The sequence below is a fragment of the Maritalea myrionectae DSM 19524 genome, assembly GCF_000423365.1.
Lineage (GTDB): Bacteria > Pseudomonadota > Alphaproteobacteria > Rhizobiales > Devosiaceae > Maritalea > Maritalea myrionectae.
The window spans coordinates 1084789-1099656 of the sequence record NZ_AUHV01000002.1 but is presented as its reverse complement, the minus strand read 5'-3'; the positions used below and the strand labels follow the sequence as shown (position 1 = coordinate 1099656).

Annotated in this window: 18 protein-coding genes and 1 tRNA gene; 7 read left to right on the top strand and 12 right to left on the bottom strand. The window is 50.5% G+C overall.

Features of this window, described 5'->3' with window-relative positions; genetic code table 11:
- Positions 1-172 precede the first annotated feature (172 nt).
- The 6 genes from speB to speA form a co-directional block, all read right to left on the bottom strand.
- Positions 173-1021 carry an agmatinase gene (gene speB, locus G549_RS0105615; RefSeq protein WP_027834207.1) on the bottom strand — a complete coding sequence of 283 codons (849 nt, stop codon included), beginning with the start codon at positions 1019-1021 and terminating at the stop codon, positions 173-175.
- Positions 1022-1027: 6 nt separating this feature from the next.
- Positions 1028-2197 carry a carboxynorspermidine decarboxylase gene (nspC, locus tag G549_RS0105610; protein WP_027834206.1) on the bottom strand — a complete coding sequence of 390 codons (1170 nt, stop codon included), beginning with the start codon at positions 2195-2197 and terminating at the stop codon, positions 1028-1030.
- Between the two features lie 121 nt (positions 2198-2318).
- Positions 2319-2705: a DUF302 domain-containing protein gene (locus G549_RS0105605; protein ID WP_027834205.1), complete on the bottom strand. Its 387-nt coding sequence runs from the start codon at positions 2703-2705 to the stop codon at positions 2319-2321.
- Between the two features lie 16 nt (positions 2706-2721).
- The gene (locus G549_RS22090; RefSeq protein WP_281491779.1) at positions 2722-2850 is read right to left on the bottom strand and encodes a hypothetical protein; all 129 of its coding nucleotides are present in this window, start codon (positions 2848-2850) and stop codon (positions 2722-2724) included.
- Between the two features lie 140 nt (positions 2851-2990).
- Complete coding sequence (locus G549_RS0105595; protein ID WP_027834204.1) at positions 2991-4202, bottom strand: saccharopine dehydrogenase family protein; 1212 nt, start codon at positions 4200-4202, stop codon at positions 2991-2993.
- A 26-nt stretch (positions 4203-4228) separates the two neighbouring features.
- The gene (gene speA / locus G549_RS0105590; RefSeq protein ID WP_027834203.1) at positions 4229-6115 is read right to left on the bottom strand and encodes a biosynthetic arginine decarboxylase; all 1887 of its coding nucleotides are present in this window, start codon (positions 6113-6115) and stop codon (positions 4229-4231) included.
- A 291-nt stretch (positions 6116-6406) separates the two neighbouring features.
- On the opposite strand from speA, the gene G549_RS0105585 reads away from it, so the two are divergent.
- The 4 genes from G549_RS0105585 to G549_RS0105570 all read left to right on the top strand — a co-directional run bounded on the left by G549_RS0105585 (position 6407) and on the right by G549_RS0105570 (position 9225).
- A complete protein-coding gene (locus G549_RS0105585; protein WP_051213415.1) occupies positions 6407-7204 on the top strand; it encodes a transporter substrate-binding domain-containing protein in 798 nt (265 codons plus the stop codon).
- Positions 7205-7256: 52 nt separating this feature from the next.
- A complete protein-coding gene (locus G549_RS0105580; RefSeq protein WP_027834201.1) occupies positions 7257-8084 on the top strand; it encodes an amino acid ABC transporter permease in 828 nt (275 codons plus the stop codon).
- Between the two features lie 202 nt (positions 8085-8286).
- Positions 8287-8448, top strand: a complete 162-nt coding sequence (locus G549_RS0105575; protein WP_169449609.1) for a hypothetical protein — start codon at positions 8287-8289, stop codon at positions 8446-8448.
- 141 nt (positions 8449-8589) lie between these two features.
- Entirely contained in the window at positions 8590-9225 is a 636-nt protein-coding gene (locus tag G549_RS0105570) for a peroxiredoxin (RefSeq protein ID WP_027834199.1), read from the top strand.
- 73 nt (positions 9226-9298) lie between these two features.
- Here the strand turns inward: G549_RS0105570 and G549_RS21220 are convergent, their stop codons facing one another.
- From G549_RS21220 to G549_RS19155, 4 genes are all read right to left on the bottom strand, one after another.
- A complete protein-coding gene (locus tag G549_RS21220) occupies positions 9299-9871 on the bottom strand; it encodes a DUF2799 domain-containing protein (RefSeq protein ID WP_051213414.1) in 573 nt (190 codons plus the stop codon).
- A gap of 75 nt (positions 9872-9946) precedes the next feature.
- Positions 9947-10297: an MmcQ/YjbR family DNA-binding protein gene (locus G549_RS0105560; RefSeq protein ID WP_027834198.1), complete on the bottom strand. Its 351-nt coding sequence runs from the start codon at positions 10295-10297 to the stop codon at positions 9947-9949.
- Positions 10298-10300: 3 nt separating this feature from the next.
- Complete coding sequence (msrA, locus tag G549_RS0105555) at positions 10301-10936, bottom strand: peptide-methionine (S)-S-oxide reductase MsrA (RefSeq protein ID WP_027834197.1); 636 nt, start codon at positions 10934-10936, stop codon at positions 10301-10303.
- A gap of 21 nt (positions 10937-10957) precedes the next feature.
- On the bottom strand, positions 10958-11293 hold the full coding sequence (locus tag G549_RS19155; protein WP_156905483.1) for a hypothetical protein: 336 nt from the start codon (positions 11291-11293) through the stop codon (positions 10958-10960).
- 214 nt (positions 11294-11507) lie between these two features.
- Here G549_RS19155 and G549_RS0105545 point away from each other — a divergent pair.
- Together G549_RS0105545 and G549_RS0105535 are read left to right on the top strand one after the other, a co-directional pair.
- Positions 11508-11597 (top strand) — tRNA-Ser (locus G549_RS0105545).
- Positions 11598-12206: 609 nt separating this feature from the next.
- Complete coding sequence (locus G549_RS0105535; protein WP_027834195.1) at positions 12207-13805, top strand: phage integrase N-terminal SAM-like domain-containing protein; 1599 nt, start codon at positions 12207-12209, stop codon at positions 13803-13805.
- Position 13806: 1 nt separating this feature from the next.
- Here the strand turns inward: G549_RS0105535 and G549_RS0105530 are convergent, their stop codons facing one another.
- Both G549_RS0105530 and G549_RS0105525 read right to left on the bottom strand, forming a co-directional pair.
- A complete protein-coding gene (locus G549_RS0105530; protein ID WP_156905481.1) occupies positions 13807-14142 on the bottom strand; it encodes a hypothetical protein in 336 nt (111 codons plus the stop codon).
- 35 nt (positions 14143-14177) lie between these two features.
- A complete protein-coding gene (locus G549_RS0105525; RefSeq protein WP_027834193.1) occupies positions 14178-14423 on the bottom strand; it encodes a hypothetical protein in 246 nt (81 codons plus the stop codon).
- A 76-nt stretch (positions 14424-14499) separates the two neighbouring features.
- Here G549_RS0105525 and G549_RS0105520 point away from each other — a divergent pair, with 76 nt between their 5' ends.
- Positions 14500-14712, top strand: coding sequence for a helix-turn-helix domain-containing protein (locus G549_RS0105520; protein ID WP_027834192.1), 213 nt, complete (start codon positions 14500-14502; stop codon positions 14710-14712).
- Positions 14713-14868: the final 156 nt, after the last annotated feature.

The following is a 14868-nucleotide window of genomic DNA, read 5'->3' as shown; positions in this document are numbered from 1 at the left end:
GTGGCGGCAAGAAAGAGCCGGGGGTGCCGGGGCGGGAGCGATAGCGACCGGTGGCGGCAGAAAAATGCCGGGGGTGCCGGGGACGGGCGCACAGCGACAGGTGGCGGCAAGAAAAGAGCCGGGTGCCCGGGATAACGCAAAGCGCCCTATGGCGCTGTCGCTACTCCGAAATCTATGCCAACGCCATCATCCGATAAGCGATCTGCGCTGCGGTGAAGTCCCACGCCTGACTTTTCTCGTCCGGGGCCAGTTCGACAATATCCATGCCGACAATTTTACGCCCGCGCAGCACAGAAGCGATGATGGACAGTGATTGATAATAGCCCAGGCCGCCGGGCACTGGGGTGCCAGTTGCGGGCATGATGGACGGGTCCAAGCCATCCACGTCAAAACTGATATAAAGCTCATCTGGAAAATCATTGGGCAGCACGGCGCTGGTGATGTTTTCCATCACTAATTCCTCGGCATCGCGAAAACTCACATTGTATTTTTCGCGCAAATCCACTTCTTGTTGGCAGAGGGCGCGCACGCCATATTGTGCCAGCTTATGCCCTTCTTCGCACAGCAAATGCATGACAGAAGCGTGGGAGTGCTTTTCGCCCTGATAGGCAATGCGCAAATCCGCATGGGCGTCAATCTGCACAATGCCGACCTTCTTGCCCAACGCTCGCGACACGCCCGTGACCGCGCCATAGGTTAGTGAATGTTCGCCGCCGAGGGTGACAGGGATTTTGCCTTCTTCAACGGCAAGAGCCGTACGCGCAGCCAAACGCTCCATCACGTCTGACAACGGTCCGTCGCAAGACACAGCCTCTTCGGTGACAATGCCCTCCAGTGCGGGCTCCCTGCCTATGGTGAGGCGCTCTAGCTCATTGGAAGCTTCGATGATCGCGCCTGGCCCAGCCTCGGTGCCTGCGCCATAAGAAACGGTGCGTTCCAACGGCATGGGGATGACCACAAATTTGGCCGCTTCGCGCTGGCGCTCTTGGTCGCTCAATTCACTGTCTAGGAAAATGCTCATAACGCCTCAACTCAAACGGGTTTTAAATTCATCATAGCCAAACTCACGAACCATCGTGAGCTGGTCAGTTTCGCTGTTCCAAAGCGCAATGGCGGGAAGGGGTACGCCATTAAATGTGTTGGTTTTCACCATGGAATAATGCGCCTGATCCAAAAAAGCGAACCGATCGCCCACTTGAAGCGGCGCGGCCCAAGTGTAATCGCCGATCACATCACCTGCCAGGCAAGAGGGGCCGCCAAGCCGATAAGTGTGACCGCTTTCCGCTTCGCCCATCAAGGCTGGTCGATAAGGGGCTTCAATCACATCAGGCATATGGCAAGTGGCAGAAATGTCGGTGATCGCCAAATCCATCACATTGTGCGGTAAATCCAAGATCTCGCCCACCAAAATGCCCGCATCAAGCGCCACGGCTTCGCCCGGTTCAAGATAGACCTCGAGCTGATATTTCTCGCGAATGCTCTTGATGAATTTGATTAAACCCTCGCGATCATAATCTGCGCGCGTAATATGATGACCTCCGCCAAAGTTCAGCCATTTCAGCTGAGGCAGGTACCGCGCGAGCTTGCTTTCAATGGCAGCCCACGTGCGGGCCAGAGGCTCAAACCCCTGCTCACATAAGGTGTGCATGTGCAAACCGTCCACGCCGTCCAGGAGTTCGTCATCCAGCTGGTTGATAGGGGTGCCTAGGCGCGAGCAGGGCGCACATGGATCATATTTGGGGATCTCACCTTCCGAGTGCAGCGGGTTGATCCGCAATCCCACACTGACACCAGCTTGCTGGCATTTGGAGGCAAAACGCGCTTTTTGGCTTGGGCTGTTGAAGATCATATGGTCGGACAGCGCAATGATCTCATCAATGTCGCTATCCTTATAGCCTGCGCAAAACGTGGCCACTTCACCTTCATATTCTTCGCGTCCCAGCTTGGCTTCAAATAGGCCCGAGGCGCACACGCCATCAAGATATTTTGACACCAAGGGCGCCACAGAAAACATGGAAAACGCTTTGAGCGCCGCCAACACGTGCGCGCCGGAACGGTTCTTCACGTCAGCCAGAATCTGCAAATTGCGTTCGACAGCTTTCTCATCCACCACAAAACAAGGGGAGGCAACACGTGCCAAATCAAACTGCTGGAACGAACCAGCATCCCCCGCTTGGGTTTGCATCATTTCGGCCATTGATTAGGGCTCCAAAGTAAAAGAGATGGTGTTAAGCGGTAAAGGCCGAAACAACTCAATCGCGTTGACGTTTGATGAAGTCATGCCCGTCGTCTTACAATTGGCGACGGACAAGTTCTGCTTAAATTGCATCTACAGCCTTCGCCAGCATGTCGCGGACGTCGCCAGCGACTGATGTGAGCTCGCTATTCTCAATCGCTTGCATCGACGCCACGGGATCAATGGCGCTAACCTCCACCCCATTATCAAGCTCGCGTAGGATCACGTTGCAGGGGAGCATTGCACCCACCCGCGGTTCAATGCCAATCGCCTGAAAAGCCATTTTGGGGTTGCAAGCGCCAAGGATGCGATAGGCCGGCATCTCAACATCGAGCTTTTTCTTCATCGTAGCTTTGACGTCAATTTCGGTCAGCACACCGAAGCCGTGGTCCGCCAGCGCCTCACGGGTGCGGGCGTCAACTTCGTCAATGCCAGCATCGGAGATCATTCGATTGATTGTGTAAGTCATAGTGAACTCCTTTTTGCTAATTCCGAAGATATTTGATGAGTGCCGCAATGGCCAAAACCAGCAGCACGAGGACCAGCAGGCCGAAAAGCCAGCCAAATCCCATCCCGAAACCCATTCCAGTGCCCATATAATCCCAGTTCATCATGCCGTCCTCCTGTTTTCACTAACTGGATGATTCAACATAAACTGCTGAAGCGCACCAGCCGTGCCGGTCTAGCTTTGCACCACTTGGGTTCCGGCTCAACGCCTAAAAGTAAAAAGGGCGGTTGCCCGCCCCTAAAACATTTAGAACTCGGCAGGGGCATCCAACTCGTGCACTTCCCAAGGCAGGCCATGCTGATTGAGCATGTCCATGAAATTGTCTGGATCAAGCTGCTCCATGTTCCATACGCCTGGCTCTGCCCAATTGCCTTTCAACACTTGTGCGGCCCCGATCATCGCGGGCACGCCTGTTGTGTAGGCCACGGCCTGTGAGCCAACCTCAGCGTAGCACGCCTCATGGTCGCAAATATTGTAGATATAATATGTTTTCTGTCCGCCGCCATCAATGGCCTCGCCTGTGGCAATGTCGCCAATGCAGGTTTTGCCTTTGGTCAATTCGCCCAGCTCGCTGGGATCTGGCAAAACAGATTTGAGGAATTGCAAGGGAATGATTTCCTTGCCCTCATGCATCACAGGCTCAATGCTGGTCATGCCCACATTTTGCAGCACGGTGACGTGATTGATATAGGCATCTCCAAACGTCATCCAAAAACGGGCGCGTTTGATTTCTGGGAAATGCGTTTTAAGGCTTTCCAATTCCTCGTGATACATCAAATACATGTTCTTCTCGCCCACGGCCGGGAAGTCGAATTTATATTTGGTGGTCATGGCGGGGCTTTCCACCCAATCGCCATTTTCCCAGTGCCGGGCTGGTGCGGTCACTTCGCGAATATTGATCTCGGGATTGAAGTTAGTGGCGAAGGCTTTGCCATTGTCGCCACCATTACAGTCGAGAATGTCGATATAATCGATGGTATTGAGCTTGTGCTTTTTAAGCCATGTGGCGAACACAGAAGTGACGCCAGGATCAAAGCCCGACCCCAAAATCGCGGTCAATCCTGCTTCGCGGAATTTGTCCTGATAAGCCCACTGCCACTTATATTCAAACTTGGCTTCGTCTTCAGGCTCATAATTGGCTGTATCGAGATAGTTCACACCCGCTTTCAAGCACGCATCCATCAAGGCCAAATCCTGATAAGGCAGGGCCAAATTGACCACCAGCTCCGCACCGGTTTCTTTGATCAGCGCGGCAGTTGCATCCACATCCATGGCGTCCACTTCTGCAGTCTTGATCTCAACCCCTGTGCGCTCTTTAACCGATTTGGCGATGTCGTCGCATTTGAATTTGCGGCGGCTGGCCAACGTGATATTTAAAAAAATATCGCTATTCATCGCCATCTTGTGTACGGCAACTGATCCGACGCCCCCGGCGCCAATGACAAGTACATTACCCATCAAACAAATCCTTCTTTTGTTAAAGCCTAGGCTTCAAAATATGTGTAGCCAGCAAGGCTGTCTTTATAGGCTGCGATCAATTCGCGCCGCTCAGATATGGTCAATTCTTTTTGGCTCACCGCTTCGTCTGCCCGTTGCCGGAACGCTGCCAAGCAAGCTGCCGCCTCATATTCCACCGCATTGAGCACTTCGGCAATGGTATCGCCTTCCACTTCATGCAAAAGGTCGAAATCGCCGTTCTCTTTCAGGGAAATGGTGACCACATTGGTGTCGCCAAACAGATTGTGCAGATCGCCCAAGGTTTCCTGATAAGCGCCCACAAAAAACACGCCGATATAATAATTCTCTTCATCAGAGATTTCATGCACGGGCAGCGTTTTCGACACGCCATCAGCCAACACAAATCGATCCACCTTACCGTCAGAATCGCAAGTGATGTCGGACAGAACGGCGCGGCGTTCAGGCATCTCATCAAGGCGTTGCAGCGGCATCACCGGGTGTAGCTGATCAATCGCCCACACATCCGGCAAGCTCTGGAACAGCGAGAAGTTGCCGTGATAAATATCCGCAAACCCATCCAACTGCTCTTCCAACTGCGCAGGCACTTCAATCTCGGTCGCCAATTGCTTGAACATCGAAACCAGATAGCGGAACACATTTTCTGCCCGCGCCATGGAGCGAATGTCCACATTGCCGCGGCGGAAATAAGCTCGAATTTCGTCACGATAATAGATCGCGTCGTTCACCGATTCCTGCAGCCGCTTGGCCGACAAATATTCGGTAATTGCCATCATGTCATGGATGAGATGGTGATCGTCTTCGCTGATCTCGGGCTTGGTTTTACTGTCATAAAGCGTGACATCCAAAATATCGAACAGCAGCATTGAAGAAAGGGCGACCACACCGCGTCCGCTCTCTGTGACAATGCTGGGGTGCTCAATTTCCGCTTCGTCCATGGCATATTTGACTGTTTCGACAATCGCTTCGCAATATTCGCTCAAACCATAGTTGATTGAGTTTTCATTGGCCTGCTTTTCGCCAGTATAGTCAATGCCGAGGCCGCCCCCCAAATCGAGATAGCGCAGCGGCAGGCCGAGTGATTTTAATTCGGTATAAAAGCGGCAGGCTTCATTCACGGTGCGGCGCACATCAATAATGTCAGGGATTTGCGATCCCAAGTGCGAGTGCTGCAGCACCAGGCAATCGTCCATGCCTTCATTTTTGAGGCGGTCAATCACATCGATCACATTGTCCACCGTCATGCCAAAGCTGGACCGATCACCAGAAGAGGTGGCCCAATAGCCTTTGATCTGATGGGTGAGTTTGATCCGCACACCAAGCGCAGGCTTTTCACCCAGATCGCGCGCCACCTTGAACACGTGGTCAAGTTCTTTGGGGCTTTCCAGCACGATAATGGTGTTGAAACCCATCTTGCGTGACATGATGGCGAGGCGAATAAACTCTTCGTCCTTCACCCCATTGCAAATCAGTAGCGCTTCCTTCGACAGATTTTGCGCCAAAGCAATCAGCAGTTCCGGCTTGGACCCAACTTCAAGTCCGTAATCATATTGATGGCCCGTTTCAACGATGCGGCGCACCACTTCGGCTTGTTGGTTGACCTTAACTGGGAAGACGCCGCGATAGGCCCCTTGATATTCATAATCCTTGATGGCGGTGCGGAAACCTTCATTCAGTTCGATCAGGCTGGATTGCAAAAAGGAATTGACCCGCAACAAAATTGGCGAGGTGATCCCGCGCTCACTTAAATCCTGGATGATCGAGGGAATACTTACGGGTGTAGCACCACGGTTCATTACATCGATAAGACCCGCGTCGCCGTTCGGCAAAACGCTTAGAATCTCATGCCCCCAACGATCTATGCCGTAAACATCGGCACCCAGATTTTTTTCCAATTTTGTTCGTCTCCAGATTGAATGAAATGAAAAGAGAAGTCGCGACCATTGCCCGATTATTTCAGGCGAAAAACCAATGAGCTTGACTGTCCATAATTGTCAATCAGTTTTTGTCGTCCCCGCATTATTCTCGCCCATATCCTATTGCAAAAACGGCAGAAAAGCACATTTGTTCCATCCCAACATGGATTGGCTTTTTAACACAAGCCCCTCTTTTCATCCTTGAATAACCCGCTTAAGCTGATGCGCAATTGCAACAAAAATATGAATCGTTGGGGGAGGCCCATCATTATGTCGATTAAATCCACTCTTTTAGGTTTGTTTGCGGCTGGTCTGGTTTCGATCACGCCCGCATTGGCGGATGAGCTGCCAGATCTGCAAGGCCGTACGATTGTGGCGGTGACGGAAAATGCCTACACACCACTCAACTTTGTTGATCCGAAAACCGGCCAAGGCATTGGCTGGGAATATGACGCCTTCAACGAAATCGCCAAGCGGTTGAACGCTGAAGTGGATTGGCAATTGTCCAGCTGGGACACAATGATCCAAGCGGTGCGCGATGGTCAGTTTGATGTGGGCATGGATGGCATCACTATCACCGAAGAACGGGCAACCCAAGTCGACTTTTCCGATCCCTATATGACGTCGGAGCAATTTATGCTCGTGCGCGCAAATGAAGATCGGTTCGATAGTTCTGCCGAATTTGCATCAAATCCAAATCTGTTGTTTGGCGCACAGGCAGGCACCACCAACTTCTATGTGGCCATTTATGATGTGTTGGATGGCGACGAAGCCAACCCGCGTGTCAAATTGTTCGAAACCTTTGGTGCAAGCGTGCAGGCGCTGAAAAGTGGTGATGTGGATTCTGTGTTGATGGATAATACGTCCGCTCAAGGCTATATCGGCGCCAATCCTGGTGCGTTTAAAGTTGTGGGCGACGCGCTGGGCACCGAGCAGTTCGGCTTTATCTTCACCCCGGGTTCAGACCTTGTAGGGCCGGTCAATGCGGCGCTGAAATCCATGCGCGAAGATGGCACGCTTGAAGCGTTGAACCAAAAATGGTTCTACGAATATAAGGCCAACCAATAAATTAAAGGGGCGGGGATTTCCCCGCCCTACATCCGTCCCGGACCCCAATAATATGCATGCCACCCATCGCCGCACTCAGCGCGGCTTCCAAATGCCCTATTGGTTGCTCGCCGCGATTTTGCTGGCCGTGCTGATCATGTGGAATATTGTGGCCGATCAAGGCTATCAAACCATTTTTTGGGCGTTGATGCGCGGTGTCACGACCACCATTTACGTGACCGTGATTGCTTTTACACTGGCGGTGATTTTGGGTCTGATCATGGCCGTGTTGCGCCTGTCGCCCATTCGGCTGGTTCGTGAATGTGCCACTTTTTATATTGAGATTGTGCGCGGCATCCCCATGCTGGTGCTGCTTTTCTATATCGCCTTTGTGGGCGCACCTTGGTTTGTCGACTTTTTCAACACCGTTACCGGACCACTGCAAGAAACTGGCTTGATGGGCGAAATGACAGTGCGCATGTTCGACTTCACATGGCGTGCCATCATCGCCTTAACCATTTCCTATTCCGCGTTTTTGGCTGAGATTTTCCGCGCGGGCATTGAAGCGGTGGACCGCGGCCAGGTTGAGGCGGCCCGCGCATTGGGCTTGCGTCGCAAACATATATTCAGGTTCATCATTGCCCCGCAGGCCCTACGACTGATCTTGCCGCCTTTGGGCAATGAGCTGGTGGCGATGATTAAGGATAGTGCCCTTGTTTCGGCCCTCGGGGTGCAAGACATCACCCAATTGGGCAAGGTCTATTCCGCCTCCACATTCAAATTTTTTGAAACTTATAATGTGGTGGCGTTTCTCTATTTGGTGATGACCATTTCGCTCACCTTGGTGGTGCGCTGGTTTGAACGGATGTTTGATCAGTCCCATCGCGATACAACCAACTGACAACCGCAATGGGGGATCTGTTGGGTCGCTTGTTGGCGTCGATTGGCGACCTCACTGAGTGGATAATCGTTCAAATGAGCACAAAATGCCATCAATAAGCTTGTGCGTAATTTCAGTAAATCGGCCTAACGCTATCTTCCTTAATTCACTTTGAGGTGAAGCAATGGTTGCGCAGATCATAAGATTTGTTGAATTAAACAGCATGCCCATTATTGTTTTGGGGGCCTTGGCGCTCGTTCTTTATGTCGTGGCGCGCATGCTGCAGGCGCGCTGGCCTGTCGCACTCACCTTTTCAACCCTACCAGCAATTGTGTTCTTCTTCCATACCAGCAATGGCGGCACCATGTTCGCCGGAATGTTTTAGCCATCAAATGGCAACTTCGCGCAATTGAATTTCCATCCCCTGCCAAAAATCGCAAAAACTTTCGGCCTTTGCCTATTTCAAACGGGCTGGTAAAAGCCCATATTAAATTTAAGAATTTTGGCAAACCGAAAGGAATACGACATGGGATTGCTGATTGGCGATGAAGCCCCGAATTTTGAAGCAGAAACAACCGAAGGTAAAATCAATTTCCACGATTATATCGATGGGTCTTGGGCCGTTTTGTTCTCACACCCGAAAAACTTTACCCCTGTTTGCACCACGGAATTGGGCTTTACAGCAAAGCTGAAGCCTGAGTTCGACAAACGCGGCGTGAAGGTTTTGGGCCTGTCCGTGGATCCGATTGAAGACCACCGTGCGTGGGTTGGCGACATTGAAGAAACTCAAGGCACAGCCTTGAACTTTCCTTTGATCGCAGACCCAGAAGGTGAAGTGGCGAAAGCCTATTCAATGATTCACCCAAAGGCAGACAACACGCTCACCGTGCGTTCTGTGTTTGTGATTGGGCCAGACAAAAAGATCAAATTGAAGATCGAGTATCCTGCATCGACGGGCCGGAACTTCAATGAAGTGTTGCGCGTGATCGATTCACTGCAACTGACAGCAGATCACCAGGTAGCGACACCAGTGAACTGGCAAGATGGTGAAGATGTGATCATCGTGCCTGCGCTTTCAAATGAAGACGCAAAGAAAAAGTTTCCTGATGGCTGGAACGAAGTGAAGCCTTATCTGCGCATCGTGAAACAACCTGGCGCATAAGCTTTTTATATAAATAAAGAAAAGGGCGGCCCAAATGATTTTGACCGCCCTTTTTAATGCGCGTTTTTCGCCCCTAAAGTCGTGCCAGCCGTGCTTCTTCCCGCGCTTGGATGTTGCGCAGCTCGCTCTCTTCTCGGCTTCTAACGCGATAGGCGCTGTTCAATTCGATATTCAGCCAATTCAAATCGCGCGCCAGTTGGTCGCGTTCTGCTTGCGGCGTGGCGGGGTCCGCAAGTTTTTTGGTCGCTTTATCTATCTTCTCCTGAATGCCTTCGATCTCTTGATCCACCTCATAAACTTCTTTGGCGGCCGCATAAACGCGCAGGAATGAAACACCTTCTTCGCCTTGGCACACATTTTTATAGGTGCGCCCCGCAAGGCCAACATCAGCAGCTTTTGAGGGGGTGCAATATTGCTGCAAACCACGGTTATAGCCATGCATATATTGGGCGCGATCTACCGTGATGCCGTGATCAGAGCAGGCTTCTTGATGGTCAGCAAAGCGCGAGGAAGTTGCACCAGAAGCGCCATCGCCAAAACCGATTTGTTGCCAGTCACCCGTTTGGCACTGTGATTTGCTCAAGGTGGCACACCCCGCCAAGAAGGCAAGGCTGACAAATAAGCCGATAGAAAGAAGTAAACGCATGGTCGATCCCCTATTTTTGTGCATCAAGACAGATATAGCATGCCACATCAATAGATGAGTCCATCTATCTGTTGTCTATAGGGTGTCTTTCACTTTTTTAGGTAGCTTGGCGAAAACAATTTTGTAGGCGTTTTCGATATAGGCGTGAAAATCCTCGGCGCCCCAGCCTGCATCCTCATTGACCTGCACCCATTTGGCGCGCGCGAGATATTTTGCTGGGGCGATGCCCGTCTGCTCCGGCAAGATGCGAAAGCTATCGTCGCTCGCCTTGAAGCTGATAATGTCTTTATCTTCTGTATCCCAACGACTGTATATGGCGAATATCTTGCCGCCGATTTTGAACACAGAAGCATTGCCCCACTGCACCACGTGGGTGGTATGGGGCAAGGCAAAGCAATAGGCTTCAAATTCTTCCCGGCTGAGCACGGCCTAGTCTCCTGCGCAGGTCACACCAGTACCCCGCAAGCCGCAATAGCCGCCAGGGTTTTTAGCCAGATATTGCTGGTGGTAGTCCTCAGCGAAATAAAAGGTTTCAGCAGTAGCAATCTCGGTGGTGATCTTGCCCATACCCGCCTTATCCAATTGCGCCTGAAAATCATCGCGTGAGCGTTCAACCGCCGCCAGTTGTTCAGGGCCGGTGGCATAGATGGCGGAGCGATATTGGGTGCCCCGATCATTGCCCTGACGCATGCCTTGGGTTGGATCATGCTCCTCCCAGAATGTACGCAGGATTTTATCAAGCGAAATCACAGAGGGGTCGAAATTGATTAGCACCGCTTCGGTGTGGCCGGTATTGCCCGTGCACACCTCATGATAGGTGGGGTTGGGCGTGTGGCCGCCCTGATAGCCAACAGCTGTCACCCAAACGCCTTCCAGCTGCCAAAACAACCGTTCGGCCCCCCAAAAACATCCCATACCGATATAGAGCATTTCATTGCCTTCGGGGTATGGGCCCTTGAGCGGGTTACCATTCACAAAATGGTTTTCGGCCGTCGGCAATGGTGTATCACGCCCGGGTAGGGCATCGCTTTTGCTCACAATGTGGCTCGGCTTGGTCATAAACATGAAACGAATCTCCTTTGAGGTCTAAAGCCCCTCAACGTTCATAAAGCGCTTGTGCGACCGGGTGCGGCCCAAAAAGAGGAACAGCGAACCCAAAATGCCAAACACAAGCCACCCGGGCGCACCCAATATGGTGACAATGAAGGGATCCCATATTACGGGATGAACATAGCGCTGGATCAACGCCTGAAGTGTATTCAGCGTCAATGTACCAAGGGCTTGGTCAATCTTAAACCAGGTCTCGCCCAACGGGGTGAATACAAAGCTGGAGCTAGCAAAGATGCGCGCACCATCCATCACCACCAGCAAAAGGGTGATCGCCAAGAAAAATGTGCCAATCAGTCGTAGGGTCAAGCGCACGCGCATATCCTTTAAAATTGGGGCCTACAGCCCCGTCCGGTCGTTGTAAAACAAGATAAACATAAATAAATGCAATTCAACGGCAGAAACATCATCGTGAACACTTGCGATCTCGCTTGTGATCAGTATATTGCAGCCCAATCTGCCACGTCATTGGGCCCACATGAGCCGGCGACAGCGGTGGAAAGTTCTGGCAGCAAGTTGCTGCCGCGTCGGAGAGGTGGCCGAGTGGTCGAAGGCGCACGCCTGGAACGCGTGTAGGCGGGTAACCGTCTCGAGGGTTCGAATCCCTCTCTCTCCGCCATTCCTTTTTGTAAGTAATTGAATTTAAATATTAAAATATATGGATTGGCGCTTTAGCCCACCATCTAGCCCACCACTAGATTGACGTTCTAGGTTACCGCAAAGTTATTCACAGGCTTTAGTTGGTTTAATTTTTATCTTGGCAAATCCCGTCAGAATCACTCAAGATTAGTTCAAATCGTAGTTTTTAGAAGCGCAAGAGGGGCTTCACATTTCCACCCACATCCTACGGGGTGAAGGAAAGGTGAGTTATGCCTCGCGCTATCAAGGATACTAATACCCTATCGCTTTTGGACCCGAATTTAGATTTGGGCCAAAAGTCTTCAAGGAAAACCAAATCCGATCATACCTCGGCCAAGAAGTTGGCTGGATCGCAGGATTCTAACCCTCGAAGAGAACCTCGATCAGCGCCAGAGGCGCAGTGTTTGCAGCCAGGTAAGGCCTACTTCTCGGTCAAGGAAGTTGCGGAGCGGTTTTCCGTCAAGCCAGCGACCATCTGGAACTGGCTTAAGAACATCCCGAACTTTCCCAAGCCCGTATGTATCTCGCCAGGAACCACGCGCTGGCGAGCGGCAGACATCATTCAGTTTGAACAAGAGCACCTTGGTGGATGATCATGGTGCGGGCGTACAAATATACGCACGCTAAGAAAAATCGGGTCTATGACGTAGAAGCGATTTGCGAAAAATTTGACGTGCATAAAAACACCGTCACGAACTGGCGAAAGTCAGGTCTTTGTTCGATTGATGAGCGACAGCCACTTCTTTTTAAAGGAAGTGAACTGCGTCGTTTTCTCAAGCAGCGGCAATTGAAGCAAAAGCAGAAACTTCGCTTGGGGCAATTCAAGTGCTTTTCCTGCAAAGCAAGAACTTGGCCTGAACCTAGAAGTTGGAACTTTGAAGAGGGAACATCGAACTGTTTCTGGGCACACGCGACGTGCCCAGAATGTGAAAAGGGCGTTAAGAAAGTTATTTCTGGTGTTCAATATCAGCAAATTTGCAAGGCGCTGGAATCCAACATCACCCCGCAATCATTAGACGAAGATAATGAATTGGTTCCCGGTGATGTTGTGAAAGATCAGGGTAATGGAGTTGTGGAATATAGCGCTGAGAATGAGCGCATCATTTTTGAGTTCCAAAAATACACCGAACGGTACAACAAAAAGACACAGGATGCTTATCTGGCAACTATCCGTGCTTTTGAGGTATTTTTGCAATGCAAGCCATTTGATAAACTCAAAACCGACGATGCAACCCGCTATCGACGCCATTTAGCCTATGAAGGTATGGACGGAAGAAGCAAAAGCTCAATTGCACATGCGGCATCCCATCTGAGAAAATTTATCGTATGGTTGACCAAGCAGGAAGGCTATCGGCGTCTAAATAGGTCAATTCCTGACTATTTAGAGTTATCAAGAGCTGATCTGGCAGGGGCGGCAGGGACAAAAAATCGGGATTATCCATCTATTGCTGAAGTTGAATTGATGATCTCCAGTATGCCAGCAAATACACTTGCCCAGCAACGTGACCGCGCGATAGTCGCGGCAAGTTTCGTTTTTGGAACGCGGGCTGACGCGACAGCCTCATTGAGGCTCAAACATGTTGATATTGACAAAAAAGAGGTCAATCAAGACGCAACTGAGGTGAGAACCAAAAACTCCAAATCAATGCTGACCTGCTGGTTCCCCATCAATGACGAATTTGATCAGATTTTGATTGATTACATTAAACGATTGCGAGAGCAGGGCTTTGAGGATGAAGACGCACTCTTTCCGCCAAATGCAGATCTGCGAAACGTTGCAAGTCTCAAGATTGAGGGACGTCCCCCCATATCGACATGGAAATCATCTGGTAGCGTTGCAATGGCATTTAAAAGTGCGTGTCAGTTCGCAAATGTTCCAGCGTATACGCCGCATTCTGTAAGACATTTTTTAACAGAACTTGGTCGGGAAATTGCGTCGCAGGAGGGGCCGAGAAAAGCATGGTCTCAAAACCTTGGGCATGAAACTGTCGTGATCACCGAAAAATATTATGCCAAGATGACAGCTGATCATCGTCAAAGAATATTCGAAGATATGCGAAGAGGCGTTGTTTATTCTGAAGACGAGAAGGATTTGCTTCTGCGGTTTCTCCTTCAGGAGTTAGAACCAGGATCGCCGGAGTACAAAAGGGGGCTGGAGTTGTTCACGAAAAGGATGGAACGACGTTGAGTTAGTCGAGTTCTGCAAATAACGGCGGAAAGCCTTTTTCAACCCGGTCGGCATTTACAACAGAAACAAGCGCGTGACAGACGAGGTCGCCATAGATGTATTTGCTCATATCGACTGCTTGTAAGCCATAGCGATATCCCTCAACAAATCGATGATCGCGAACGTAAGCTTTCCTAATCTGCTCAACCTGTGTTTGAGTTTGGGGATCAACCAGCGTTAGGCTGCACTTTTCTTGGTAGGCGACTACTGTGCCAGCACCAAATATCATCTCTTCACTTATAGGCCCAGCATAAGACTGGCTATAGGCGCTGGAAGTGGCGAGGGTAGCGTTGAACATTATTGCGGCTGTAAATGAATATAGGGAACGTGACTTCATTTTCTCGATGTACCGACGGAGCGCCAAATGGCAAAGATAGCCGCACCTAAAATAGAGAGCACCCAAACCTGACCAATCGCGAAGCCAAAATAGTCCAGGAACAAACTGACCGGCCCTAAAATCGGGCTGCTATAGCCCCCGGAAAACTCCCCAAGCAATAATGCGATTGTCGGCATTCCAATGGTGCAAAGGGTCAGCGCCATAAAATATTTGGTGAGGGAAAAACTTGGCGTTTTCGACATAAATCTTTATCCAACCGAGATAGCTATGTAGACTATAGTCCGTGGCGACTATGTTGACAATAGTCAACATAGTCGCATGACAGATATTTGTGACATCATCGCAGCGAATGTGCGGCATTTCAGAGGGATGAAGGGTATCTCTCAGGAGGAGCTTGCCCACCTCACGGATTTAGATCGTACCTATATTTCAGGTATTGAAAGGGGAGTGCGCAACCCGACAATCAGGGTGTTAGAAAAAATAGCAATCGCGTTGGATGTGGATATCTGCAGACTTATCAGTGGCGGGTAAGATGTTTCTCGCAGAACTCAAGTCCTCAGTATCTATCTATGTTCATCGAAACAGGCGGGGCCATTGTGTTTAGCTTCGTTTAATTATCTGCGAAAGTTCAAAATAGAACCCATTGAATTTTTGCAGTGAAGTTTGCGCATATTTTGGGAATCATTC

Coding starts and splice junctions, on each gene's coding strand:
- G549_RS21220 (WP_051213414.1), bottom strand. CDS start 9,871: ATGCGTTTACTTCTTTCTATCGGCTTATTTGTCAGCCTTGCCTTCTTG.
- G549_RS0105580 (WP_027834201.1), top strand. CDS start 7,257: ATGCATGCCACCCATCGCCGCACTCAGCGCGGCTTCCAAATGCCCTAT.
- G549_RS0105520 (WP_027834192.1), top strand. CDS start 14,500: ATGACAGATATTTGTGACATCATCGCAGCGAATGTGCGGCATTTCAGA.
- nspC (WP_027834206.1), bottom strand. CDS start 2,197: ATGGCCGAAATGATGCAAACCCAAGCGGGGGATGCTGGTTCGTTCCAG.
- G549_RS22090 (WP_281491779.1), bottom strand. CDS start 2,850: ATGATGAACTGGGATTATATGGGCACTGGAATGGGTTTCGGGATGGGA.
- G549_RS0105535 (WP_027834195.1), top strand. CDS start 12,207: ATGATCATGGTGCGGGCGTACAAATATACGCACGCTAAGAAAAATCGG.
- G549_RS0105605 (WP_027834205.1), bottom strand. CDS start 2,705: ATGACTTACACAATCAATCGAATGATCTCCGATGCTGGCATTGACGAA.
- speB (WP_027834207.1), bottom strand. CDS start 1,021: ATGAGCATTTTCCTAGACAGTGAATTGAGCGACCAAGAGCGCCAGCGC.
- G549_RS0105585 (WP_051213415.1), top strand. CDS start 6,407: ATGTCGATTAAATCCACTCTTTTAGGTTTGTTTGCGGCTGGTCTGGTT.
- G549_RS0105530 (WP_156905481.1), bottom strand. CDS start 14,142: ATGTTCAACGCTACCCTCGCCACTTCCAGCGCCTATAGCCAGTCTTAT.
- G549_RS0105595 (WP_027834204.1), bottom strand. CDS start 4,202: ATGGGTAATGTACTTGTCATTGGCGCCGGGGGCGTCGGATCAGTTGCC.
- G549_RS0105575 (WP_169449609.1), top strand. CDS start 8,287: ATGCCCATTATTGTTTTGGGGGCCTTGGCGCTCGTTCTTTATGTCGTG.
- G549_RS0105570 (WP_027834199.1), top strand. CDS start 8,590: ATGGGATTGCTGATTGGCGATGAAGCCCCGAATTTTGAAGCAGAAACA.
- msrA (WP_027834197.1), bottom strand. CDS start 10,936: ATGTTTATGACCAAGCCGAGCCACATTGTGAGCAAAAGCGATGCCCTA.
- G549_RS0105525 (WP_027834193.1), bottom strand. CDS start 14,423: ATGTCGAAAACGCCAAGTTTTTCCCTCACCAAATATTTTATGGCGCTG.